The sequence below is a fragment of the Nonomuraea rhodomycinica genome, from assembly GCF_013363995.1.
GTDB lineage: Bacteria > Actinomycetota > Actinomycetes > Streptosporangiales > Streptosporangiaceae > Nonomuraea > Nonomuraea rhodomycinica.
The window spans coordinates 1148832-1172463 of the sequence record NZ_JABWGO010000001.1; the positions used below are offsets into that span (position 1 = coordinate 1148832).

Genomic DNA, 23632 nt, shown 5'->3' on the forward strand with positions numbered 1-23632 from the left:
GTAAGCCCGCCTGACCCGTACCCAGGAGAACGCCATGACCGTCGAACGCCTGCTGCCCGACCAGGACGCCAGGGACCTCATCGCCCTCACCCGGGAGATCGCCGACAAGGAGCTGGCCCGCCGGGCCGACGAGCACGAGCGGGCCGAGACCTACCCCGAAGGGCTGTTCGCCACGCTCGGCGCCGCCGGGCTGCTCGGACTGCCCTACCCGGAGGAGTACGGCGGCGGAGGGCAGCCGTACGAGGTGTACCTGCAGGTGATCGAGGAGCTGGCGGCCCGCTGGGCGGCCGTGGCCGTGGCCACCAGCGTGCACACGCTGGCCTGCTTCCCCCTGGCCACTCACGGGACGCCGGAGCAGCGGGAGCGGTGGCTGCCCGGCATGCTGGCGGGCCGGCTCGTCGGCGGTTACAGCCTCTCGGAGCCGCAGGCCGGGTCCGACCCCGCCGCCCTGACGTGCCGGGCGGACCGGGCCGACGGCGGCTACCGCGTCACCGGCACCAAGGCGTGGATCACCCACGGCGGCAAGGCCGACGTCTATGCCCTGTTCGCCCGCACCGGCGAGGGGCGACGTGGCGTCTCCTGCTTCCTCGCGCCCGGCGCGGCCGATGGCCTCACCTTCGGCCGGCCCGAGGACAAGATGGGCCTGCACGCCGTCCCCACCACCAGCGCCCACTGGGACGGCGCGTTCCTGGCAGCCGACCGCCTGATCGGCGCGGAAGGGCAGGGCCTGCACATCGCCCTCAGCGCCCTGGACTCCGGACGGCTCGGCATCGCCGCCTGCGCCACCGGCCTGGCCCAGGCCGCGCTCGACGAGGCCGTCGCCTATGCCAAGGAGCGGGAGACGTTCGGCAAGAAGATCATCGACCATCAGGGGCTCGGCTTCCTGCTCGCCGACATGGCCGCGGGCGTGGACGCGGCCCGCGCGACGTACCTCGACGCCGCCCGCCGCCGCGACGCCGGCCTTCCGTACGGCAGGCAGGCGAGCGTCGCCAAGCTCGTGGCCACCGACACCGCCATGAAGGTCACCACGGACGCCGTGCAGGTGCTGGGCGGCTACGGATACACGCGGGACTTCCGCGTCGAGCGTTACATGCGCGAGGCGAAGATCATGCAGATCTTCGAGGGCACCAACCAGATCCAGCGCCTCGTCATCAGCAGGCACCTGGCCAAGTAGGTCCTCGCTCAGGTCGTCACCTGCGAGGAGCTCTCAGGCGGCGGAAAGGCCCGTCGACCCATCGGCGGGCCGCCAGCGGTCCTGGGCCGGTTGCGACAACGGTCGTGGACGTGGGCGGCCCGGGGCCGCGACATCGGGCGACGACCAGCATGTCGAGACGCTTGTTGCCGCTTGGCTGCCCGGTCCGGGTGAGCGGGATCAACGCCATCCTTGACGCACCCTGCCGAACACGATCAGCAGATACCCTCCCACCGCCCACGCGAGCAGTACGGCGATCGGCTGGGTCACGCCGGCGCCGTCGAAGTACAGCACGCTGCGTCCGGCGGCCATGAACGCGTTCGGCGGGAGTAACGCGCAAACCAGGCCAAGCCCCGCGCCGATGATCGCGACGAGGTAGAGCATCGACAACCCGGCTACCTGCCAGGAGCCGCCCGAAAGGATGTTCAACCCGGGGCCGAGCATGGTGAAGGCCGCGAGTCCGGCGACGATGGCCGTTACCGGGACGAGCAGAGCTCGCGCCGTCAGGGGAAGTGCTTCGGCTATGACGGCGACCGTGATGATGCCGACGATGCCCGGTATGAGCAGCGACCCGAGCAGTGTCCTTGGCCCTTCGCCGCCGGCGATGAAGGCGGTGAGGGCGGTTGGAACCTGCGCGAAGGGCAGCGACCACCTCTCGGTTCCGCACTGCCTGTTCGGCCGCGCCGATGCTGGTGTAGGGCCGTATGCGAAAGGCCCCGTGCCGTCCGGTGGCCAGTCGTCTGCCGATGTCGTCGGCGGTGTGAGGTGGGCCGGCGATGCCGAAACACCCTCCTCCTCCACCGCGCCCTCGCCATCGGGCAGGTCGGGGACCTCGCCGAGCCCTTGACCGGTACGCCCTGGGCCCGCAGCTGGTCGACGGCAGCCGACAGATGCTTCGAAGACCATCGAGTGGCAAGCGCAGGTGAAGGGGTGCTTCGTCGACTCGTGTGTGTCCGGCAAGCCCAAGCCCGTCCCGGGCGACCAGCCGTCTCCCAGTTTTTCCGCCTCGACCTCCGTCCCTCAGGCATATCCTGCTCGGCCAGATTCCCCACGGACGCCTGATGAGCGACGGACAGCCTTGATGCGTAGCTTCTCCCGGCTCGGGACGGCTGGTCTTCGTGGTCGGCCCCCTCGGGTTCCTCCAAGGGTCACGCGTGTGTCCCCTGGGACACCGCCTCTCTCATCTTGAACGACCAGGACGAGATCCCCACGGGGGCGGCACCCGGCCGGCCGCACCGGGGCATCCGATCGGCGATGACCGGTGGCCACTGGGGTGGCTCGCGGCGCACCGCGCCGTCTTCGGCGGCGTGGGTCAGCGTGCTGTGACGCAGTCGGTGCAGCGTCCACGGGTGCCCGCCCAGCAGGCGCGGCCGCAGCCGAGCGGTGGACGTCCGCCAGACAACGACCGTTCCTTAGGCTATTGTCTTATGACATTAGATGAATGGAGCAAGTGTGATCGAGTTCCATCTGGATGACAGGTCGGGCGTCTCGCCGTACCTGCAACTGGTCCAGCAGGTACGCCGAGCGCTGCGGCTGGGGCTGCTGCGTGAGGGGGATCGGCTTCCGACGGTCAGGGACGTGGTGGCCCAGGTGACGATCAATCCCAACACGGTGCTCAAGGCGTACCGGGAGCTGGAACACGCTGGGCTGGTCACCGCCCGTCCGGGCGCCGGGACGTTCGTGACGGCGACGCTGGCCGACGCCACGCTTACCGCCGCCTACGGCCCGCTGCGCCAGGACCTGCGGCGCTGGCTGGCCAAGGCCCGGCTGGCCGGGCTCGCCGACGAGGACATCGAAGCCCTGTTCATGACCACTTTTCAGAGCGCCACTCAGGAGGACATAGCGTGACCCCGGTTCTGCGGGCCCGAGCTCTGGGCAAGATGTACAAGCAGCGCTGGGCGCTGACCGGCTGCACGCTGGACATCCCGGCCGGCCACGTGACCGGCCTGGTCGGCCCCAACGGCGCCGGTAAGTCGACGCTGCTGAACCTGGCCGCCGGGATGCTGACACCCACGTCCGGCACGATCGAGGTGTGCGGCGGCCGCCCCGGCAGCGGCCCCGCCCAGTTGGCCAAGGTCGGCTTCGTCGCCCAGGACACCCCCACCTACCCCGGGCTAACCGTCGCCGACCACCTGCAGCTCGGCGCCCGGCTCAACCCGGGCTGGGACGACGCCCTGGCCCGGCACCGGATCAAGCGGCTCGCCCTCGACCCCGCCCGGCCGGCCGGGAAGCTGTCGGGCGGCCAGCGCGCCCAGCTCGCCCTGACCCTGGGCATCGCCAAACGCCCGGAGCTGCTGATGCTGGATGAACCGGTCGCCGCACTCGACCCGCTCGCCCGCCGAGAGTTTCTGCAGGACCTCATGGACGCCGTCGCCGAATACGGGCTCAGCGTCGTGCTCTCCTCCCACCTGATCGCCGACCTGGAACGCGTCTGCGATCACCTCATCGTGCTGGTCGGCTCGAAGGTTCAGGTGGCCGGAGAGGTCGAGGACCTGCTGGCCGTCCACCACCGGCTCAGCGGCCCGCGCCGCGACCTGTCCACCCTCCCCGCGAACCAGCACGTCATCTCCGCCAGTCACACCGACCGTCAGACGACCCTTCTCGTCCGCACCGACGACCCGATCCTGGATCCCGCCTGGAGCGTCGGCAGGCTCAGCCTGGAAGATCTCGTCCTGGCCTACCTGAGCAGGCCCGCCGAGCCCGGCCACGACCACCGTCCCGCCCGGGAGGTCGTTCGATGATCTGGCTGACCTGGCGCCAGTTCCGTACCCAGGCCGCCACGGTGGCTGCCGCCCTCGTCGTCGTCGCCGCGATCCTGGCGATCACCGGCCCGCGCCTGGCCGTCCTCTCCTCCGCTGGGGCCAATCCATTCCTGACCCGCGTCAGCGCCGCCGACAGCGTGCTGTACTACGGCAGCACGGCGCTGGTCCACCTGCTGCCCGCCGCCATCGGCGTCTTCTGGGGCGCGCCGCTGGTCACGCGCGAACTGGAGTTGGGCACCCATCGGCTGGTGTGGAACCAGTCGATCACCCGTACCCGGTGGCTGGCCACCAAGCTCGGCATCGCCGGTCTGGCCGCCATGGCCGCGTCCGGGCTGCTCAGCCTCGCGGTCACCTGGTGGGCCGGCCCCATCGACGCCGCAGCCGGCGCGAGCGGAGGCGAGTCCTTCCCCGCGCTCATCTCACCGTTGATCTTCGGCGCACGCGGGATCGTCCCGATCGGCTACGCCGCCTTCGCCTTCATCCTCGGCGTCACCATCGGGCTCCTGGCGCGTCGGACCGTGGCCGCCATGGCCATCACCCTGGCCGTCTTCGCCGCCGTCCAGTTCGCCGTCCCGTTCGCGGTGCGCTCCCACATCATCCCCGCGGCCGAGCAAACGGTCACGATCGGCCGGACGAACGTCCAGTCCTTCAGGGCCAACAACTCCGGCCAACCGCAGGAACTGACCGTGGCCGGCCCTCCCGGCGCCTGGGTCCTGTCCAACGAGACCATCGACTCCACCGGCCACGCCGTCGCCGTCCTGCCCGCATGGACGGCCGACTGCATGCCACCGCCACCAGGGCAGGCCCGCTCGCGGCCCAACGCGCCTGCCGCCCAGGCGTGTTTCGCCAAGTTCGCCGACCTCGGATACCGGCAACGGGTGACATACCAGCCCGCCGACCGCTTCTGGGTTCTGCAAGGGGTTGAGACCACGCTCTTCCTCGCGCTGTCCGCCTTGCTGGCCAGGCTGTGCTTCTGGTGGACCCGCCACCGCCTGACCTGACCGGCCGCTGCCGGCTCGCCCTCTTGCGACGGCCGTCGGCCCCATGGCCCACGCCAGTCGAAGCCCTCCCCTCGGCGGCCATCTCGCGCTGCCGGAAACAGAAACGGACATCTCCATGAAGCGCACGACCACTGTCACCGGGATCCTGATCCTCGCCCTGTCCGCCTGCACCGTACACGCCCCGGCAGGGACCGCGTCGTCCACCGGCCCGGTGACCAGCGCCGCGACCACGTCCAACAGCACACCGGAGCTGCCCGAACCGACCGGCCCCCATCCGGTCGGCACCGTCTCCCTGCACCTGCAGGACGCCTCTCGCCCCGACCCCTGGGTCTCAACGGCCAAGAACAGAGAGCTCATGGTCTCGCTGTGGTACCCGGCCAAGACGCCGAGCGGGCGGCGCGCGCCCTACATGACGGCCAAGGAGTCCGAGCTCATCCTGAAAGGAGCGGAGATCACCGGCGTCCCGTACGACGCGCTGAGCAGGACGCGCACCAACGCCTTCCTCGACGCCAAGCCGGCGGGACGCAAGCGCAGCCTGCCCCTGGTGGTGCTTTCACCCGGCTTCACCGAGCCCCGCAGCTCCCTCACCGCCCTGGCCGAGGACCTGGCCAGCAGAGGGTACGTCGTGGCCGGGATCGAGCACACCTATGAGAGCCTGGCCACCAGCTTTCCCGGCGGCCGGGTCGCCACCTGCGCCGCCTGCCAGGACGGCAAGGGCGAGGCGTTCTGGACCAAGCTCGGCCAGAGCCGGGCGGCCGACGTCTCCTTCGTCCTGGACGAGCTCACCGGCGCCCACCCCAAGTGGAGAGGCGCCTCCTTCATCGACAAGGAGCGGATCGCGATGGCGGGCCAGTCCGCCGGAGGCGGGAGCACCATCACCGCCATGCTGAAAGACACCCGCATACACGCCGGGGTCGACATGGACGGCACCACCCTCACCCCGATCCCCGACAGCGGGCTGTCCCACCCGTTCCTGTTCCTGGGCACCCAGGCCATGCACAGCCCGGGCGGCAAGGACACCACCTGGGAGCGCGACTGGGCGCACCTGACGGGATGGAAGCGCTGGCTCGTGGTGGCCGGAGCAGAACATGCCTCCTTCACCGACACCGCACTCTTGGTGGAACAACTCGGCATCTACCGCAACCCCCACCTGACCGCGACCCGCGCGGTGGAGATCACCCGCGCCTACACCCGAGCCTTCTTCGAACAGCACCTGCGCAACAAGCCCCAGCCTTCCTTGAACAAGCCCTCGGCACGCTACCCCGAGGTCAAGCTCTGCTCGGTGAGAACGAAGAGCTGCTCATAGCCGCTTACCCGGCGTCGCCGCTGTCTCCATACCGGCATAGATCCGCTTCGTTCCCCGTCGACTCCCTGGCCCTTCGTCTGCCCCCGCCTTGGTCAGAACAGGCACGGTCAGAGCCGGCAGAACCCAGCCCAGGTGGCGTGCACGCCCGAGGCGCTCACCGCCGCTTCGATCCGCCCATGGACCTGGGGGGCACCTGCGGTAGTTGAATCCGGCCATCGAGCGGCACAGGACGTGTTCGCCGGCGTCCGGGGCGGCGACCGTGATCTCAGCGTGCGAGTCACCCCGGGTGCACAAAGGCGTGCGCCGCGGTACGCCAGGCTTGTGAGTGAGCGGCGCCCATGAACGCGTAGCCGGCCATGCCCACGCGAGGACCGGTTTTTCCGTCTTGGGTGACACTCGTCTTCATCCTCCTGCTCAAACGGTGCGAGCCGGCGGATCGCACTCTGCCTCCAGCACGTCGGGGGCGGTGAAGGTTGTCCGGACCGGCACGAAGCTCCCTGTGTCGGCGGGGCCGTCATCGCCTCCACCACGTCGAGGACGTGCTGCGCCAGCTCGCGTGATGCGCGCGGTTCGGGCGCCGGCGCGCGACCGACCGCCACTGCGGATCGCCCGGCCAGGTCCAGGACGCCGAGGCCGCGGCCAGCGTCCGCTCCGGTGGCGGGGATGACCGTCCAGTTGTCGGCACTCTGCACGCGCACGTCACCGTCGAAGCTCGGGCGTGGCGAGTGTCGCCTCGGTGCCGGTGATCTCGACGAAGCCGCCGCGCCGCAGCGGTGAGTCGAAGGGGTTCGCTGTTCGTCCTGGTCGGGCTCGAACTGCAACCGGCGGTGCGCGGCCTGACCAGGCTCGCCCTGACCGTGGCCCTGACCGCCGTCGCCCTGGTCGTCGCGGTGCTCGTCGCCGGGCGCTTCGTCTTCCTGTTCGCCGCGGCGTACACGATCCGGCTACTGGACCGCCGCCCGCAGCCACGACAGCTGCGTGTCAGCACCCGCGCCCGGGTGGTCAGCGGCGTGTCCGGGTTCCTTGCGCCTGGCGCACATCGCCCACAACCGCGCCACCGTGCTACGGCTGGGCGACGAACACCGCATCGACGACATCGTGCTGCGCCAAGATCCAAGCCACCCTCGACATCGAGGAGATCCGCCTGTCACGGCGGCCGATAAGCGAATGACGGAGCGCGTCAGCGGATCTTCGATCGCCCCTCCTGGCCGAAGGGGCTCGATGCCATTGTCGGAGGCGTCGTCCGCAGTAATCCGTTTGTGCATCACCACAGCCCGCTGTCAATATGAGGGCCCATGCGTCACCCTCTTGACACGCTGGACTGGCCGATTTCCACCGAGCGGCTGCTGTTGCGCCGGGCCACCCCCGACGACGTGGACGCGACCTGGACCTTCCGGCAACTGCCGGAGACTCACGAATGGGTCACGGCCGCCACAAAGACCTACGACGACTACCGTGAGCGTTTCCTCAGCGAGGAGCGGCTCGTAGACCTGCTCATCATCGAACTGGACGGCCGGGTGATCGGCGACCTGTCACTGAAGGTCCAGGACTGTTGGGCCCAGGAAGAGGTTGCTGACCAGGCGAAAGGCGTCCAAGGAGAGCTCGGGTGGACGCTCGATCCCTCCTACGGCGGCAAGGGCTACGCCACCGAAGCGGTACGCGCCCTCATCGACATCTCCTTCAAACGTCTTGGCCTGCGCCGCCTGCACGCGGACTGCTTCTACGACAACGAACCCTCATGGCGGCTGATGGAGCGGGTCGGGATGCGCCGCGAACAGCACACGGTGAGAGACTCCCTCCACCGCACCAAGGGATGGCTCGACGGTCTCTCCTACGCGCTCCTGGCCGAGGAGTGGCCCGCTCACGAGTGATGACGGCGGAGACGCTTGGGAGCCCTCGCCGCGACGAAGATCACGCTGTCGCTCATACACGCGGCCGCTCTCCTGCCGCTCAGTGCGTCGGGTGCAGCGCGGTGAAGGACATCCGGCCCGCCCGTCGTCGTTGGCGTCCGGGGGGTGAGCCAACCCTAAGCGCGGGCGCAGGGAGGTCTTGGGAAGGCCGGTCTTGGCGGCGACGACGCCGAGGGAGTCGCCTTGGGCCTTGAGGAGCCAGGCGTACTCGATCTTGTCTTCGGGGTGGGCGACAGGGCGGCCGATCTGGCGGCCGGCGGCTTCGGCGACGGTGCGGGCGGGTGCCCGCACACCGACACGGCGCAGCAGACTTCAGACGTGGATGAGCTGGATGTTGGTCAGCCGTCCATGGGTGCGGTCCGGTACGCGCGCCATAGGGTGATGTCGTAGCCGATGCCCAAGGCGGCGCCGACCAGGAGAGGCGCTCCGAGCGTCAGCAGGGCGCCCGTGAGCAGGGTGGTGGCCACGAGAGGGCTGACGGACACGGCGACGCTTCGCGCCACGCTGGTCATGCTGGCCGCGGTTGTCCGGTGCGCCGGGGGCACGACTGAGGCGGTGAATGCCTGCCTCGCCGGGACGTCGATCTTTGAGAGGGCCTGACGGAGCAGGAGCAGGGTGACCGCGCTGCCGAGGGTCGGGGCGAACGGGATGCCGGCCAGCAGCAGGTTGGCGGCGAGATGGGGTAGCAGCATGGCTGCCAGCGGCCCGCGCCGGGAGGCGAGGAGGGGGGCGGCGAGCTGCGCCAAGGCCGGGAGCAGGTTGGCGGCGAAGAACACCAGGCCGAGTTGTGCGCTGGTGGCTCCGTAGCGCTGGGCGAGCCACCAGGCGAGCAGGGACTGGACGGCGAGCCCTCCGGAGAAGGCGTCCAGCGCGAACAGGGCGGCCAGGCGGCGGACCGGTCCAGGCACCCGTACGCGGTGAGCGCCCTGGCACTGGCGTGGCGACAGAGGCGCCTCGGCTTCGGGCGAGAGGCGCCGGAACAGCAGTACGGTGCACACGGCGAGGAATGCGTACAACGCGAAGGCGGCGTCGGCGGCCGACACCCACGGCTGGAGCGCGAGCGCGGCGGCGGCCGGCCCGCCCAGGGCACCGGCCGCCATCGCCGTGACGTTGTAGCAGGTGAAGACGGCGGTGTGCCGGTCGGAGGCGCAGGTCTGGGCGAGGATGGATTGCTCCACGCCCGAGAACGGCGTGTTGTCGTTGACGGACGGTGAGATGGTGCCGATGAAGGCGGCGGCGAGCAGGACGGGATAGGACTCGCTGAGCGCGAACGCGACGCCGGCGACTGCCATCAGACAGCCGCAGACGATCAGTGTGCGCCGCCTCCCCCACCTGTCGGCGAACAGGCCGAGCGTCAGGCTGGCTGCCACCGATCCCGCGGACGCGAGGGACAGCAGAAGGCCGGTCTGCCAGGGCTTGTCGCCGTCCTGGGCGAGCAGCTCGGCCAGGAGCACGCTGGTGCAGCCGTACCCGAAGGTGCGCACCGCCCGCGCCGCCACGATCAACCGCCCGGTTCGCCCTAGTTCGGCCATGAAACGGCTCGTGGCCTGCGTGTTCGGCATGCGGCATCTTCGCGCGCCTGGGGTGACGGCCACGCGAGGAATACCATCAACGCCCAGGAAATCTTCCTGCGCGACGAGGTCTCAGCAGGGTCGGGGCCTCGGCAGAGCCCGGCCGTCCGGCGAGAGCTTGACGTCCTTCGGCATGTTCCCCGCCCCGACTCCGATCACCTTCCGCACCCGGGCGCGCCTCCAGCCGATCGCCACGAGCTGCCCGGAGAGCTCGCGGCCGGCCAGGAAGAGGGATCCGTCGGCGGTGAAGTCGCCCTGGTTGACGCCCCGGCACGGCAGGGTGAGGGGTGGACTGCGTGGCCGATCAGGTGCAGGTCGAGCCGGCGTTGCTGACGAGCCACAAGACCGGGGAACCGTCATCGAGGCCATGTGACCGACCGCTCGCCAATCTGTGCGGCTGAGGACGAGCTCAGGCGAGGACGCCGGTGGGCGGCTCGGCGGCGTCCCCAGGACGAATGAAAAACATGACATAGGACGTCGGGTTTCAGACCGATCATGGGCTCACCGGTCGGCACCGACGGGGCGCGGGCCGGGCACCACGGACGGACAAGGACCGCAATGCGCGAAACACCAGAAGATCTCAAGGAGCTTCAGGCCCTCCTGGACGCCTCGCTCTCCCGCTCCACCTCGCACCTGCGCTCGATCGTCAACACCGAGCGCACACTGACGGCGGAGCAGCCTCAAGGACTTCTACGACGACGACTACTTCTTCGACTGGGAGAACGACGTGGTCGACCGGCTGCGTCCGCACGGGATGACCGTCTACGCCCCCGACGTCGACAGGCTCACCGCGGCTTGATCGGTTTGTTCGGCATGGGCGGGATGCGGGTCCGCCCATGTCCTGCTGTGTTGCGAGAGGAAGGACGAAGGTTGACTGCGTTCGTACGGGACGTTGTGAGTATGGAGTACGACGCCATCGAGGTGGTGGGAGCTCGTACCAACAATCTGCGGGACGTGTCGGTGAGCATCCCCAAGGGGCGGCTCATCGCCTTCACCGGAGTGAGCGGCAGCGGCAAGACCTCGCTGGCCATCGAAACCCTGCACAACGAGGCCCAGCTGCGGTACCTGGAGGGACTCTCGCCGTTCGTGCGGCAGTACATCACCCAGCGCAATCGGCCGAAGGTCGACCGCATCCTGGGACTCGGCCCGACGCTCGCGGTCGACCAGCGCCGTCTGAACCGCAACCCCCGGTCCACGGTCGCGACGATCACCGGCATCGACGGGCATCTGGGGCTGCTGTACTCGCGCCTTCCCGCGATCGGCGCGGACCCGGCGGCGGAGAACGGGGACGGCCATCTGACGACCGCTCATTTCGACCGCAATACGCCGGAAGGGAGCTGTTCGGACTGCCACGGGGTGGGCGGGCGGTGGCAGGCGCAGGAGGACCTGGTCATCACCCATCCGGAGCTTCCGCTCTTCGAGGGGGCCTCCCCTTGGTACGCGAAGTGGCGGTCGGGGGAGCACGCGTTCGTGCCGGCCCTTGCCAAGAAGCGGGGAGTGGACCTCGGCCGGCCGTGGCAGTCGCTGCCTGAGGAGTTCCGCCGCTGTGTGCTGTACGGCACCGGGGAGGAGAAGGTCGAGGCCACCGTCGACATGTCGAACAAGAAGGAGACGGTCTCGGTGACCTACACCTCGAGCCAGCCGCTGCGGGGCGCGCTCGCCGAGGTGGAGCGGGTGTTCGTGAACGCCCAGACCTCCAGCGCCAAGCAGCGCTACCTGCCGTACATGCGCAAGCAGCCGTGCGGCACCTGCGGCGGCAGCGGGTACGACCAGGTGGCCCGATCCGTGCGGCTCGGCGGGCTTACCTATCCCGACCTGATCGAGGTAGAAGTACGGGAGGTGCGCAGCTGGGCGAAGCGCGTGGCGGACGACCTGGACGCCCGGCAGCGCGAGGTGGGTGAGCCGCTGCTCCAGGACCTGGGCCGCAGGCTGGGAATCCTCGACCGGCTCGGCCTGGCCCATCTCCAGCTGTCGCGGAGTGCGGCGACGCTGTCCGGGGGTGAGTTGCAGCGAACCCGGCTCGCCGCTCAGCTCAGCACCGAGCTGAGCGGCCTCGTCTTCGTCCTGGACGAGCCCGGGACCGGGCTGCATCCGGCGGACAAGGCGCACCTGCTGGACATCGCCCTGGAGCTGCGCAAGGCCGGCAACACGGTGCTCCTGGTCGAGCACGACCCTGAACTGATCGCCCGGACCGACTGGGTGATCGATATGGGGCCCGGTGCGGGCCGTCTCGGCGGTGAGGTTCTGGTGTCGGGGCCTCCCGCCGACGTGGCCGCCCACCCGACGTCGCTGACCGGACGCTATCTGGCCGGTGAGGGGCCGCGGCTGCGTCGGACCCGCCGTCCGATCGGGGACGGAACCCGCTGGGTGGAGCTGCACGGCCTGCGCGCTCACAACGTGACCGCCGACCTGGTGCGTTTCCCCGCCGGTCGGCTCACCTGCCTGACCGGGGTGAGCGGCAGCGGCAAGAGCAGCCTGCTCGGCGCGCTCGCGGTGAGTGTGGAGGCCGCCCTGAACGGGACGATGACCGACACGGTACGGCAGGTGATCGGCCTGGAGGGGTTCGACTGGGTCGCCGTCGTCGATCAGGAACCACTCGGGCGGACGCCGCGCTCCAACCCGGCCACCTACAGCAAGGCGTTCGACATGGTCCGCAAGCTGTTCGCCGAGACCGACGCGGCGCGCGGACGCGGCGTCAATGCCTCCTGGTTCAGCTTCAACACCGCGGGCGGCGGCCGTTGCGAGACCTGCACCGGTTATGGCCGCAAGCTGGTCGACATGCACTTCCTGCCAGATGTGTGGGTGGTCTGCGACGCGTGCGAGGGCCGGCGCTACAAGCCGGAGGCTCTGGAGATCAGATATCAGGGGCTGGCCATCGATCAGGTGCTGGAGCTGACCGTCGCCGAGGCTGTGGAGCAGTTCTCCCAGCCCCGGCAACTCGCGGAAACCCTCGGAGCCTTGAACCAGGTCGGACTCGGCTATCTCCAGCTCGGCCAGAGCGCCACAGAGCTGTCCGGCGGTGAGGCGCAGCGGCTGAGGCTGGCCTCCGCCATCCAGCGCGGCGCCGCAGGCCGCAAGGCGGGCCTCGTCGTCCTCGACGAACCCGTCTCGGGCCTGCACCCGTCTGACATCCAGCGTGTGGTGGACGCGCTCGACGTGCTGCTGGACTCGGGCAACACCGTCGTCGTGGCCGAACACGACATCCCCGTCGCCGCGTCCGCGGACTGGGTGATCGACCTTGGGCCGGGAGCCGGTCCGGACGGGGGTGCGGTGGTCGCGGAGGGCACCCCGGACGCCGTCGCGACCGCGGACACCCCGACCGCCGGCTTCTTCCGGCGGTACGCGGCGGGCCTGCCTCTCCTGGACATGCACGAAGGTGCGCGCTGCTGAGAAGGTGTTCTCGGCCTCCGACGAACGATCTCGGAAAGGGTCTTGGCGGAGCCGTCACCCGTACCTCCGGCAAGCGAGACTCCGGCTAGGGCCCGGGATGACGCATTCGCCAGACCGTGCTGCGGGTGATCGCCTCCTTGAAGAGCGCTGAGGCGCGGCCGGTCAGTACGACGCCGAGCGGGCTGTCGTCGGCATGCGTGAACTGGGTGACACCGTCGCGGCGGCCCAGGCTTATGTTCTGCCAGACGTAGCGGATTCGGGCCGGGCGCGGCTTTCGCCCGGCCAGCAGGTCGGCCACCGCAGCGCCCGCCTGCAGGCCCATCGGCAGGCCGGTCTGGCAGGACATCCGCGAGCGCCCGCCGGGGGTCCGCGCCGCCGCGGCATCCCCGACGCCGAACACCTCGGGATGCGACAGGGAGCGAAGAGTCGCATCGACCAGCATGCGGCCGTCCTCGTCGGTGGCCAGCCCGCAGGCCGCGGCCAGGCCGGGGACGCGGAAGCCGGCTGCCCACACCACCGTATCGGCGGACACCTCGCGACCGTCGTCCAGGAGCAGCCCGTCAGGGCCGATCTTGGCGACCGGTGTGTGCTCGCGCACGGCGACGCCCAGCCGTGCGAAAGCCTTGTGGAGGTGACGGCGGGGCCTGTCGGACAGCCCGTTCCCGATCCGGCCGCCGGAGATCAGTCGAACATCCAGCCGCGGATACGCCTCCGCGATCTCGGTCGCGGCCTCGATCCCGGTCAGCCCGCCACCCACCACGGCGACCGACCGGGCCTCGGCCAGACGGGACCGCAAGCGGGTCGCCTCTCCCGCCGTGGCGAGAGTGAACGCGTGCTCGGCTGTTCCGGGTACGACGTCCAGGTCGGCGCCGCTGCCGAGGGCGTAGATCAGTACGTCGTAGGTCAGTTCGTACGGGACGGCGTCGAGCCGTACAACGTGTGCACCGAGATCGATTCCCGTCACCCGGGCCACCGCCAGGTCGACGCCGGTGCCATCGAGCAGCGTGGAAAGGGGCAGGTCGGGTAGCGATTGCCCGGCTGCGAGCTGGTGGAGTCGCACCCGTTCCACGAACCGGTCGCTCGCGTTCACCAGCGTCACCTGGGCGTCGGTGCCGCGCAGGCGCCGCGCGGCGCGCTTGGCGGCGCCCAGCCCCGCGTAGCCGGCGCCCAGCACTACGATGCGCTTTGTCATGGGGTCCTCCGATCGAGTCCCCATGTGAACCGGCAGGCCGGCCGATTCGTGACACCGCTCGTATGTGATCGTGCTCACATGAGTGTGATCGTGCTCACATGAGCTGAGTGGCGGCGAAAGCCAGCTTGGCTGGATTCACCATGGTCCGTACAGCGCTGATCCGGCCGTCGCTGATCTCCACGGCCATGACTGCGCGCAGGTCGCCCCCGTATCGCAGGAGCACGGCGAACTCGCCGTTGATCTCGGCGATCGCGGCGGTCACGGCGGCCGCCTCCGGCCGGCCGCTGAGACCGCGCACGTAGCGCAGGACCCTCTGGCGCCCGAGCACGGGCCGTCGTGCCACGGTCGATCCGCCGCCGTCCGCCCAGGCGACCACATCTGCGGCCAGCAGCTCTTCCAGCCCTGCCACGTCGCCGTGCAGGGTCGCGGCCAGGAACCTCTCGACGATGTGCCGGTGCTGTTCGCGGTCGGCGTCGAAACGCTTGCGGGCCTCGCCGACGTGCGCCTTGGCTCGGCGGTGAAGTTGGCGAGAGTACGCCTCGTCGATGCCGACGATCTTCCCGATCTCGGCATGACTATGTCCAAAAGCCTCGCGCAGCACGAAAACGGCCCGCTCGGTCGGAGTCAAGCGCTCCAGCAGGACCAGCAGGCCCAGCGACACCGACTCACGCTGCTCGACGGTTTCCAGCGGACCGAGGGCGCCGTCGCCGGTGAGCACCGGCTCGGGCAGCCACGGCCCCACATAGCTCTCCCGCTGCCGTCGCGCCGAGGCGAGCTGATTCAGACACAGATGGGTGAGCACCGTGGTCAGCCAGGCGGCCGGTACGTCGACCGGGCCGGCCTGGTTCCAGCGCAGGAACGTCTCCTGCACCATGTCCTCAGCCTCGGCGGCGGAACCGAGCAACCGATAGGCCAGCCCGAACAAGCGCGGCCGCTGCTCTTCGAACACGGCCACCGGCGCCTCCAGCGGCCCGTCCGCACGCACCCGCAGGAAGTCCACGCGCCTGATCCTAAGAGGATGATGTAGGTGAGCGCTTCCCGCCGGCGTCCGACCCATCGGCTGACCGACCTCGGGTCCTCAACCGGATCTGTCGGCCCTGGCTGGGAGGCGCTCATGTGCACTCACCGGACGTGGCACCTGTGAGTTCATAGGCGTGCACTGGGATTCCGCTCCTGGTGACGCCGGACGTCTCCCCGCTGCCCACCCTCGATTCCACTCGCCTCCTGGCAGGCGCCGCGTTCGACACCGCCAACGGCCGCCGCGCCCTTCCCTCATGGCGCGGCGGCCCCGTTCGCGGGCGCGACCTCCGGGCTCGGCCGACAGTTGGGCATGGCAGCCGTGAGACAGCTCCATAGATGCCGGTGATGTGCGGTTCCCGAGGCACCGAGGGGGCATTGACGTGTCGCCAGCGCGCGTTACTCTGCGGCTGGTGACGCAGACCCGAGCGGAGGCCGGCAAGATGCCCTGAAGAGCCAGCCGGTCATCGAGCCGCTTGCGTCCGGGATGCCGGAATCGGCGGTTTCCGTCATGCCCCATCACCCAGGGCGTTCGCGCGAGCGGTCTTCGCCTCCTCGCCCGTCAGGTAGTGCACGGTCGTACCCGGCAAAGTAGGCAGATAGGCCCAGTGGGTGATCGGGTCGTCATCGTCCTGCAGGTTGTCACCATCTCGGCCGTAGGGCGGACGGACGACGCCGTCGGAATCGACGAAGCAGTCGTGGTACTCACGCCCGTCCTCATCGAAGTGACGGGTCGTGAAGTACATCGGCCTCACCAGCCAGAAATCCTGCCCCGCATGTGGATCGCGCTCGTCCGCATCGTCGGATGGGAAACGGCCGGTGATCGCGGCGGCCACAGGTATTCCGTCCCTTGGCAATCTCTCCCGGGAGTCCACCCACTCCACTTGCGCACGTATGCCCATCCCAGCTCCCATCTTGGTCAAGTACGGGCGTCTTCACATACTGCCCTTGTCTCCCCCGATCTTCGCCGGCGAGTGGCTCAACGCCTTATGAAACACGGGTTGTCCAGCCCGCTTTCTTCCGCGGGTACCGCGGCATACCGCTCAGCGGCTCCATCAGAAGAATGGTTCCCCCAAGATGGCGAGCGGCTTTCATCGCGAAGGCAATGCTCCCGGCGGCGATCTCGTCCTGCATCTCGATGGACTCGCCGGGCCGTCGATGGCCGTATGGCGCGTTGAACAGGCGGATGCCCAACTGCTCGCCGATCTCCATGGCCGTCTCGACGCTGCGGCGGAGGGCGGTGACATTCTCGGGGGTGGGACAGCACCCCGCGCTCACCCTTCGGCATGTCACCGGCGAAGAGGTTCATCGCCACCACCTGAACGCCGAAGTGCCGCACCGCGGCCACGAACCGGGCGACGGTATCCGGGTCCGGGGCCGGGCCCGTGCCGAACGCCCACCCAGTGCACGGGCCGCGTCCACGTCGACGGGTCGTCCGGGTCGCAGCCCGTCTCCCGCCACAGCAGCCGGGCACAGGCCGCGGCCACGCGCGGCGCGACGGCGCCCTCCAGCTTCACGAAGCCGTCGCGCAGGAAACGGGATACCAAGGTCGTGCCATCCATGCCCCCTGGTGCGGCGACACCGGCCCCGGTCACCCGACATCCTCCGCACCCCCCTTGTCGGTGTGTGTGACCGGGGAACCGATCCCGTCAGGTGTCGAAGCTGCGGCGGGCGGATTCGATGTGACCGAAGTACTCGTGGGTCCAGCCGCAGATCAGATCCACCGTGGCGCGCAGGGCCCGGCCGGGCTCGGTGAGGGTGTATTCGACCCGCGGCGGCACCGTGGGGTACACCTTCCGCTCGGCCAGGCCGTTGCGCTCCAGCATCCGCAGGTTCTGGGTGAGCATCTTGTGGCTGATGCCCTCCACCTCGCTGCGCAGCTGACTGAAACGCAGGGTGCGCTCGCCGAGCGCCTCGATGATCAGCAACGCCCACTTGTTGGCGACGTCCGAGAAGATCTCCCGCGCCAGGGAGTCGGCGCGCCTCAGGTCCGCCTCGTCGGACAGGTTGCTGAGCTCTTTGGTCACCATCAGGTTCCCCAGTCACTGAAAAGTGCGTTCTTCCACGTCAGCGAACACTCTCCTACAGTTCCGGAGTAACTACAAGAGAGTAACGATGGAGGAGATCGTGGCTGTTACGCTCATCAACCCCGACGGGCATGTCCGCGTGCCGATCTACCACCACGTCGCGGTGGCGACGGGAAGCAGACAGGTCCACATCGCGGGCCAGGTGGCCTGGGACGAGAACGGCGAACTGGTGGCGCCTGGCGACCTGGCCGGGCAGGTCGCCCAGGTCTACCGCAACGTGGCCAGGGCGCTCGGCGCGGCGGGGGCGACGTTCCACGACGTCGTCCGCTTCACGTGGTACGCCGCGGGCTGGAAGAGGGAGATGTACGACGCTTTCAACGCGGGCGTCGAGCAGGCGGCGCGCGAGTTCGACCTCGCCACGCCACCGGCCGCGCTGATCGGGGTCGACATCCTCTTCGAGCCCGGCATCCTCGTCGAGGCCGAGGTCACCGCGGTCATCGACTGAGCCGGCTCAGCGGTGAGCCCAAGCCCGTCCCGGGAGACCAGCCGTCCCCCAGCCCCTCCGCCTCGACGGCGGGCGTGCCGGCCCCGCGCCTGAGCGAGGGCGTCGCGGCCTGGCGGGGTGCCGACGCCGTCGCCGACGCCGTACGCGACCGAGTCACCGATCCGCTGGGGAACCGATGCTCGGCAGATCTCGGCCGCGTGCGGCGTAGCCCTCGATGGCGCTGATGAACATGTCCTCGGCCAGGGCGTAGAGCTCGTCGATCTCCTGCGGGGCGGCGGTGAAGCGGCCCCCCGCCTCGGAGGCGGCCAAGCCCATGCCGACCGTGTCCAGCAGGCGCTGGAGCGGGCTGACGATCTCCTCCGGCACGCCGGCGTCCCGCAGCATCGCCTGGACGGAGTTGCGCGGGCGCCGAGCCTCGGGCGTGACCGTCGGGCGTGTGAACAGCAGCAGGAACAGCTCCGGATGACGCCGTGCCACCTCGCGGGCACCCGCGCCGAACGCGCGCAGCCGGTCCTGCCACGGCAACGCGGGATCGTCGTCCGGCATCTCCTGCAGGAGCCGTTCCACCAGGCCGTCCAGAAGCCCCTGCTTGTCGCCGACATAGCGATAGAGCGCCATCGGGGTGACGCCGAGCCGGTCGGCGACCGCGCGCATGCTGACCGCGGGCAGGCCGCGCTCTTCGGCGAGTTCGAGGGTGGCGTCGAGCACCTCGTCGCGGGTCAGCCCGCGGGTGCCGCGACCGCGCTGGGCCGGGGTCTTCACGGATCCCAGTCTAACCGTTAATATACGCCGTATATCTACGCCGTATATTAACGAGCCTCACCGAAGGAGCCCGGAGTTGCCCAGCCCTGTCGCCCGCCGTCCCGGCTGGACCCTCGCCATGGCGGCGACCGCCGGCTACCTGCTCGTCCTGGACCTCACCGGGGTGAACGTCGCGCTGCCCGCCATGCGGGACGATCTCGGCGCGGGGCTGGGCGAGGTGCAGTGGGCCGTCGACGCCTACGCCCTGACGCTGGCCGTGCTGCTCCTGACCGCCGGCGCGCTGGCCGACCGGTGGGGTCGCCGCCGCCTCTTCCTGGCCGGCCTCGGCGTGTTCACGGCCGGGTCCCTGGCGTGCGCCCTGGCGCCCGGCGCGTTGGCGCTGGACCTCTTCCGGGCCGCGCAAGGCTGCGGAGCGGCGATCCTGTTCGGGACGGCCTCGCCTCTTCTGGCAGCCGCCTACCCACCGGGCCGCCGGCGCGACCATGCCCTCGGCATGTTCGCGGCGGCCTCAGGTGCGGCCATCGCCACGGGCCCGCTGCTCGGCGGCGCGCTCACCGAGGTGTTCGGCTGGCGTGCGATCTTCTTCCTCAACGTGCCGGTCGGCGTGCTCGCCCTCGTCATCGCCCCTCGGGTGCTGGCCGAGTCCCGCGATGCCCGGCCCCGCCCCCTCGATCCGGTCGCGACGGCGTGCCTGACCGCCGGACTCGGAGGAGTCATGTGGGCGCTGATCGAAGGACCGCGCATCGGCTGGACGGCGCCCGGGACGATCACCTGTGTCGCCGTGGCCACGGCGGCCACGGCCGTCCTGGCGCTGCGCCGCGTCGCGGACCCCATGATCGACCTGTCGCTGCTGCGCGACCGGCTGTATGCGGCGAACACCGCCGCCGCGCTGGCCTTCCACGCCGCCGGCGCCGGAGCCCTGGCCTACTTCTCGCTGTACGTCCAGGGGCCGATGGGCGCCCGCCCCGCCCAGGCGGGACTCTGGTTCCTCACCTTCAGCGTTCCTGCCCTGGCCGCGCCGGTGCTGCTCGGACGGATCATGCACCGGCTCCCCTCCGCCCTGCTGGTCGCGGCCGGACCGGCGCTGGCCGCCGTCTCCTCGCTCCTGCTGGCCGCCACCTACGAGCTGCATTCCTGGCCCGCGATGGTGCCCGGATTCGTGGTCGGCGGGACGAGCATCGGGATCGGCAACCTCGTCACCGGCCGAACGGCGCTGGCGTCGGCGCCCGCCGGACGCGCGGGCGTGGCCGCGGGCATCGCCAACACGGCCAAGCAGGTCGGCGTCGCCGCGGGCGTCGCCGTCCTCGGCGTCCCGTACCAGCTGGACGGCCTGGGCGCGATGCTCCTCACGGCGGCGGCCATCGGCGGCCTCGGCGCGATTCCGGCGCTCCGCCTCATGGTCTCGCGCACGCGGCGCCAGGGAACCCTGCCTCCCCCGCCGGCGGCGTCTGACGGGTCACCCGCCTCCCAGGCTCCTCCGGACCACCGCCCCCTCTGAGACCGTCAGCCGTCCGCCTCCCCATCGCCGGTCTCGGCCGGCTCCTCGGCCAGGACGAGAGTGAGCAGACCGGGGAAGCGGCCCTCGAACTCGTCGCGGCGCAGCCGGTCGAGGCGGCGCGCGCCCCCGTCGCGAAGGGCCGGCCGGTGACGATGGGGACGCGGCGGCGGAGTGCGGCGTCCACGGGCTGGTGCTGGACATGAGCGGGCCGACGTTCTGCGTAACAGCCTCATGCCTGCTACTCCAGGCGAACAAAGCCGGCAGATGGTCCTGGGCCAGAAGCTAGGCGGGCTCTTCCCTGGGCACCCTGGCGAGCGGCACACCCCGCAGGCTGAGCAGTACCATCGCAACACACCCGCAGGTGAGCGCGATGTCGGCGACGTTACCCACGAACACGCCGTAGTCGATGAAGTCCACGACGTGCCCGCGGGCGAAGCCGGGCTCGCGGAAGAGCCGATCGCCCAGGTGAGACACCGCCCCACCAAGCAGCGCCCCCAGTGCGAGCGCCCAGCCAGGGGAGGCCAGCCGACGCGCGATGTAGAGAACGCCGACCACTGCGGCTGTCGCCGCCAGGGCGAACAGCCATGTCGCGCCGGAACCTACGGAGAACGCGGCTCCGGCGTTGTAGAACAGCCGGAAGTGAATCAGAGGGGGAATCACGGCGACGCGCTCACTCCCGGACAGCGTGGAGACCGCCCAGAGCTTGGTGAGCTGATCCACGACAAGGACCACCGCGGCCAGCACGAGCATCATGGCGTACAGCCGACTCGAACCCCGCTCCAACCGCATCATTCATGGCCTCCGCGCCGTCCGACAGATATTTCCCTGAGACTACTAGGGCGCCCTCTGAGGTACCCATGCGAATGCTGCATGATCGGTGAGACATGCCTCGGGTCGAACGAGACCGAACACCACTTACACTCCTTGATCGCAACATGGAGAGCCATGATCAACCAGGTGAAGGAAGTGCAGTTGGCTTCTCCGGCAGGGATCTGGCGATGTAGCTGGTCAGGTTGCGGAAACCCAGCGCAGAGCCGCGGAGGTGTTCGAGCCTGCCGTTGATCGCCTCCGTTGGGCCGCTGGAGATGCCGGGACGGTACCGGCACCGGTCCGGTGCGGCGTCGGGCAGCTCCTCGGCAGCCGCGGTCTTGAACCCGGTGAACCCGTCCATCGCGACGACCTCCACCTTCTCCCCTGCTTGGAGCGCCGAACGGCAAGTGACCGGGTCGCGCGGTACGCCCTCGCAGCCGCAGCGGCGGCACCACTGATCGGCCCCGACGACCCGGCCGGCGAGAACAGCACGATCGAACTCAACTCGCTGCCCGGTGACTTCCAGACCGAGCTCGTCGAGCCGGGCGAACTTCGTCAGGCCGGGACAGGCGAAGATGGCGTCAGACCAGTCGAGGTCTTCTGGATGGGCCGCCTGAGCGGCGCGTGGCCGGCGGCATCGAGGAGACCGATCACGATCTCGACAGCGGTAGCCGACCGCGTGTCCTGCCCAGCCGCTCCACGCTCCAGGAGCTCGCGCGCATGTGCCCGGCAGACGACTTCGGTGCTCACCCAGCGCCCGGCGGCACCGCGGTGTCGATCGGCTGCGCACCAGACCGAGACCGGGCGGCAGGAGGTCACGGTGTCAGGACGACACGCCCGAAGACCTCGCCGGCATCCATCCGCCGGTGGGCGTCTGCTGCGGCTTCGAGCGGGAGGACGGCGTGGACGACGGCGCTGAGGTCGCCCCGCGCCGCGGTTTCGAACTGGTCGGCGCGTACCCGGGCCAGGTCAGCTCGCGGCACCGTGTCCAGACTGAAGGTCGCGACCGACACCGACTGCCGGAACCGGCTCAGCAGCGCCGATCCGAAGTCCGCCGGGGGAGGCCCGGCGACGAGGCCGACCAGCACCAGTCGACCATGGGGTGCGAGCCGCGCGAGGAACGAGGGCAGCGCCGGCCCGGCGACGATGTCGACGATCACATCGAAGCCGGCCGGCTCGAGACCGCGCGTACTGTTCCCCTCACGGTCGAGCACGTGTGTCGCGCCGTACTTCATCAGCCGCTCCCCCCGCTCGGCCGACGACGTGGTCACCGCGACTGCCCGTGCGCCGGCTCGGGCCGCGAGCTCGACGGCTGCGATGCCGATGCTGCCGGCCGCGCCACGTACCAGCACGGTCTCGTCCTTGGCGAAGTGCGCCTGCCGCAGGGCGAAGTGCGCCACCGGGGCCGCGCTGCCGAGTGTCACCGCGTCGACGGGCGTCAGGTCGGCGGGAAGGGGCGTGACGTTCTCGATCCGCGCGACCGCGTGCTCGGCGTAGCCGCCAGAGAGGCCGGTGAACGCCCAGACACGTCGGTTGAGCCACGACGCCTCGACGCCCGCTCCCACGGCCGTGATCGTCCCAGCCACCTCGCTTCCCGGCACCAGACCGTCGCGAGGCATGGCCGGGCCGAGCGCGCCCAGCGTGCCGCGCCGGATCACCGCGTCGACTCCGCCGACCCCGATCGCCGCGGTTCGGATGACGACCTCGCCCGCGCTCGGGCTGGGGACCGGGACATCGACGACCTCCATGCCGTCCGGGCTGCCGAAGGTACGGATCGAGACTGCTCGCATGCATCGCTCCTGACTGGTTCGAGCCGGTTGGCTCCCGTACGATCGAACGTAACGGACGCATGCGTCCACTTGCTGATGTGAGAGAGATTGCCGGAAAGATGACTCACCTGTTGCGTGCCGACGCGAGGGAAAATCGCGACCGTGTGCTCGCCGCGGCCCGGGAGCTGTTCGCGGAGTCCGGGCTGGAGGTGACGATGCGACAGATCGCCCGGCGTGCGGACGTCGGGCCCGCGACCCTGTACCGCCGGTTCCCGACGAAGCAGGACCTGGTGCTGGAGGCGTTCGAGGACGAGCTCGCCGAGTGCAGCTCAATCGTCTACGACGGCAGCGCCGACCCGGATCCGTGGCGCGGGCTCTGCGACGTCGTCGAGCGCGTCCTGCTCCTCAACGCGCGCAACCAGGGCTTCACGGACGCGTTCATGTCGGCGCACCCCGACGTCGTCGACTTCGCGGCACACCGCGAGAAGCTGGGCCGTGTCGTCTCGACCATCATCCGCCGCGCGCAGGCTGCAGGTCGGCTACGTCCGGACTTCGTGTTCGATGACTTCGCCGTCATCCTCCTCGCCGGCCGCGGACTCACCGCCGCACCCGCCTCCACGCGCGACGCAGCAGTACGCCGTTTCGCGGCTCTCATCATCGACGGCCTCCGCGCCGCCGGCACCGAGGCCGGCACGGGACAAGAGTGCACCTGACACCCGCCGAAGCCGCCAGCACCGTCCCGCTGGGCGGCGGGGAACCGGTGGTCACCGACGGTCCCTTCGTCGACGGCAAGGAGGTGGTCAGCGGGTTCGTCGAGCTCGAGATGGCGCACCTGGACGAGGCGTTGAAGCTGGCGCGTGCGTGGCCCGCGTGCCCGATCGTGGAGATCGGGCCGCCGTTCTCGATCTTCCCCCGTCCCC

Annotated in this window: 20 protein-coding genes and 2 pseudogenes; 11 read left to right on the forward strand and 11 right to left on the reverse strand. The window is 70.1% G+C overall.

The window, feature by feature from the left end:
* Positions 1–34 precede the first annotated feature (34 nt).
* Entirely contained in the window at positions 35–1174 is a 1140-nt protein-coding gene (locus tag HT134_RS05310) for an acyl-CoA dehydrogenase family protein (protein ID WP_175599078.1), read from the forward strand.
* 198 nt (positions 1175–1372) lie between these two features.
* On the opposite strand, the gene HT134_RS05315 is transcribed toward HT134_RS05310, so the two are convergent.
* Positions 1373–2098: a hypothetical protein gene (locus tag HT134_RS05315; protein ID WP_175599079.1), complete on the reverse strand. Its 726-nt coding sequence runs from the start codon at positions 2096–2098 to the stop codon at positions 1373–1375.
* Between the two features lie 546 nt (positions 2099–2644).
* On the opposite strand from HT134_RS05315, the gene HT134_RS05320 reads away from it, so the two are divergent.
* The 5 genes from HT134_RS05320 (at position 2645) to HT134_RS05340 (ending at position 8132) form a co-directional block, all read left to right on the forward strand.
* Positions 2645–3040, forward strand: a complete 396-nt coding sequence (locus tag HT134_RS05320; RefSeq protein WP_312887981.1) for a GntR family transcriptional regulator — start codon at positions 2645–2647, stop codon at positions 3038–3040.
* The gene (locus HT134_RS05325) at positions 3037–3933 is read left to right on the forward strand and encodes an ABC transporter ATP-binding protein (RefSeq protein WP_175599081.1); all 897 of its coding nucleotides are present in this window, start codon (positions 3037–3039) and stop codon (positions 3931–3933) included. Before HT134_RS05320 ends, HT134_RS05325 begins: the two co-directional genes overlap by 4 nt.
* A complete protein-coding gene (locus HT134_RS05330; protein ID WP_175599082.1) occupies positions 3930–4955 on the forward strand; it encodes an ABC-2 membrane transporter-related protein in 1026 nt (341 codons plus the stop codon). The genes HT134_RS05325 and HT134_RS05330 overlap by 4 nt, the downstream gene beginning before the upstream one ends.
* A gap of 115 nt (positions 4956–5070) precedes the next feature.
* The gene (locus tag HT134_RS05335) at positions 5071–6261 is read left to right on the forward strand and encodes an alpha/beta hydrolase family protein (protein ID WP_175599083.1); all 1191 of its coding nucleotides are present in this window, start codon (positions 5071–5073) and stop codon (positions 6259–6261) included.
* 1295 nt (positions 6262–7556) lie between these two features.
* Entirely contained in the window at positions 7557–8132 is a 576-nt protein-coding gene (locus HT134_RS05340; RefSeq protein ID WP_175599084.1) for a GNAT family N-acetyltransferase, read from the forward strand.
* Positions 8133–8509: 377 nt separating this feature from the next.
* Here HT134_RS05340 and HT134_RS05345 read toward each other — a convergent pair whose 3' ends face one another.
* Entirely contained in the window at positions 8510–9733 is a 1224-nt protein-coding gene (locus HT134_RS05345) for an MFS transporter (protein ID WP_175599085.1), read from the reverse strand.
* An 822-nt stretch (positions 9734–10555) separates the two neighbouring features.
* Here HT134_RS05345 and HT134_RS05355 point away from each other — a divergent pair.
* Positions 10556–13132, forward strand: coding sequence for an excinuclease ABC subunit UvrA (locus tag HT134_RS05355; protein WP_246364116.1), 2577 nt, complete (start codon positions 10556–10558; stop codon positions 13130–13132).
* An 85-nt stretch (positions 13133–13217) separates the two neighbouring features.
* Here the strand turns inward: HT134_RS05355 and HT134_RS05360 are convergent, their stop codons facing one another.
* The 5 genes from HT134_RS05360 to HT134_RS05380 all read right to left on the reverse strand — a co-directional run bounded on the left by HT134_RS05360 (position 13218) and on the right by HT134_RS05380 (position 17371).
* On the reverse strand, positions 13218–14324 hold the full coding sequence (locus HT134_RS05360) for an NAD(P)/FAD-dependent oxidoreductase (protein ID WP_175599086.1): 1107 nt from the start codon (positions 14322–14324) through the stop codon (positions 13218–13220).
* A gap of 94 nt (positions 14325–14418) precedes the next feature.
* The gene (gene sigJ / locus HT134_RS05365) at positions 14419–15324 is read right to left on the reverse strand and encodes an RNA polymerase sigma factor SigJ (protein ID WP_312887982.1); all 906 of its coding nucleotides are present in this window, start codon (positions 15322–15324) and stop codon (positions 14419–14421) included.
* Positions 15325–15850: 526 nt separating this feature from the next.
* Positions 15851–16255: an AQJ64_40280 family protein gene (locus tag HT134_RS05370; RefSeq protein ID WP_312888075.1), complete on the reverse strand. Its 405-nt coding sequence runs from the start codon at positions 16253–16255 to the stop codon at positions 15851–15853.
* A 73-nt stretch (positions 16256–16328) separates the two neighbouring features.
* Complete coding sequence (locus tag HT134_RS05375; protein WP_175599089.1) at positions 16329–16553, reverse strand: hypothetical protein; 225 nt, start codon at positions 16551–16553, stop codon at positions 16329–16331.
* A gap of 437 nt (positions 16554–16990) precedes the next feature.
* The gene (locus tag HT134_RS05380) at positions 16991–17371 is read right to left on the reverse strand and encodes a winged helix-turn-helix transcriptional regulator (protein WP_175599090.1); all 381 of its coding nucleotides are present in this window, start codon (positions 17369–17371) and stop codon (positions 16991–16993) included.
* A 97-nt stretch (positions 17372–17468) separates the two neighbouring features.
* Between HT134_RS05380 and HT134_RS05385 the strand changes: the two genes are divergently transcribed.
* Complete coding sequence (locus tag HT134_RS05385; protein ID WP_175599091.1) at positions 17469–17873, forward strand: RidA family protein; 405 nt, start codon at positions 17469–17471, stop codon at positions 17871–17873.
* 153 nt (positions 17874–18026) lie between these two features.
* On the opposite strand, the gene HT134_RS05390 is transcribed toward HT134_RS05385, so the two are convergent.
* The gene (locus HT134_RS05390) at positions 18027–18635 is read right to left on the reverse strand and encodes a TetR/AcrR family transcriptional regulator (protein ID WP_217707189.1); all 609 of its coding nucleotides are present in this window, start codon (positions 18633–18635) and stop codon (positions 18027–18029) included.
* Between the two features lie 76 nt (positions 18636–18711).
* On the opposite strand from HT134_RS05390, the gene HT134_RS05395 reads away from it, so the two are divergent.
* Positions 18712–20133 (forward strand): MFS transporter, encoded by a 1422-nt coding sequence (locus HT134_RS05395; RefSeq protein WP_175599092.1) that lies wholly within the window; start codon positions 18712–18714, stop codon positions 20131–20133.
* Between the two features lie 282 nt (positions 20134–20415).
* Here HT134_RS05395 and HT134_RS05400 read toward each other — a convergent pair whose 3' ends face one another.
* From HT134_RS05400 to HT134_RS05410, 3 genes and pseudogenes are all read right to left on the reverse strand, one after another.
* Complete coding sequence (locus HT134_RS05400; protein WP_217707190.1) at positions 20416–20886, reverse strand: signal peptidase II; 471 nt, start codon at positions 20884–20886, stop codon at positions 20416–20418.
* 196 nt (positions 20887–21082) lie between these two features.
* A pseudogene (locus HT134_RS48010) lies at positions 21083–21229 on the reverse strand (transposase); the annotation flags it as partial.
* Between the two features lie 529 nt (positions 21230–21758).
* Positions 21759–22691 carry a zinc-binding dehydrogenase gene (locus tag HT134_RS05410; RefSeq protein ID WP_246363544.1) on the reverse strand — a complete coding sequence of 311 codons (933 nt, stop codon included), beginning with the start codon at positions 22689–22691 and terminating at the stop codon, positions 21759–21761.
* Positions 22692–22810: 119 nt separating this feature from the next.
* Here HT134_RS05410 and HT134_RS05415 point away from each other — a divergent pair, with 119 nt between their 5' ends.
* Positions 22811–23425, forward strand: a complete 615-nt coding sequence (locus tag HT134_RS05415) for a TetR/AcrR family transcriptional regulator (RefSeq protein ID WP_217707191.1) — start codon at positions 22811–22813, stop codon at positions 23423–23425.
* A pseudogene (locus tag HT134_RS46750) lies at positions 23416–23571 on the forward strand (YciI family protein); the annotation flags it as partial. The gene HT134_RS05415 and the pseudogene HT134_RS46750, both read left to right, overlap by 10 nt.
* Positions 23572–23632: the final 61 nt, after the last annotated feature.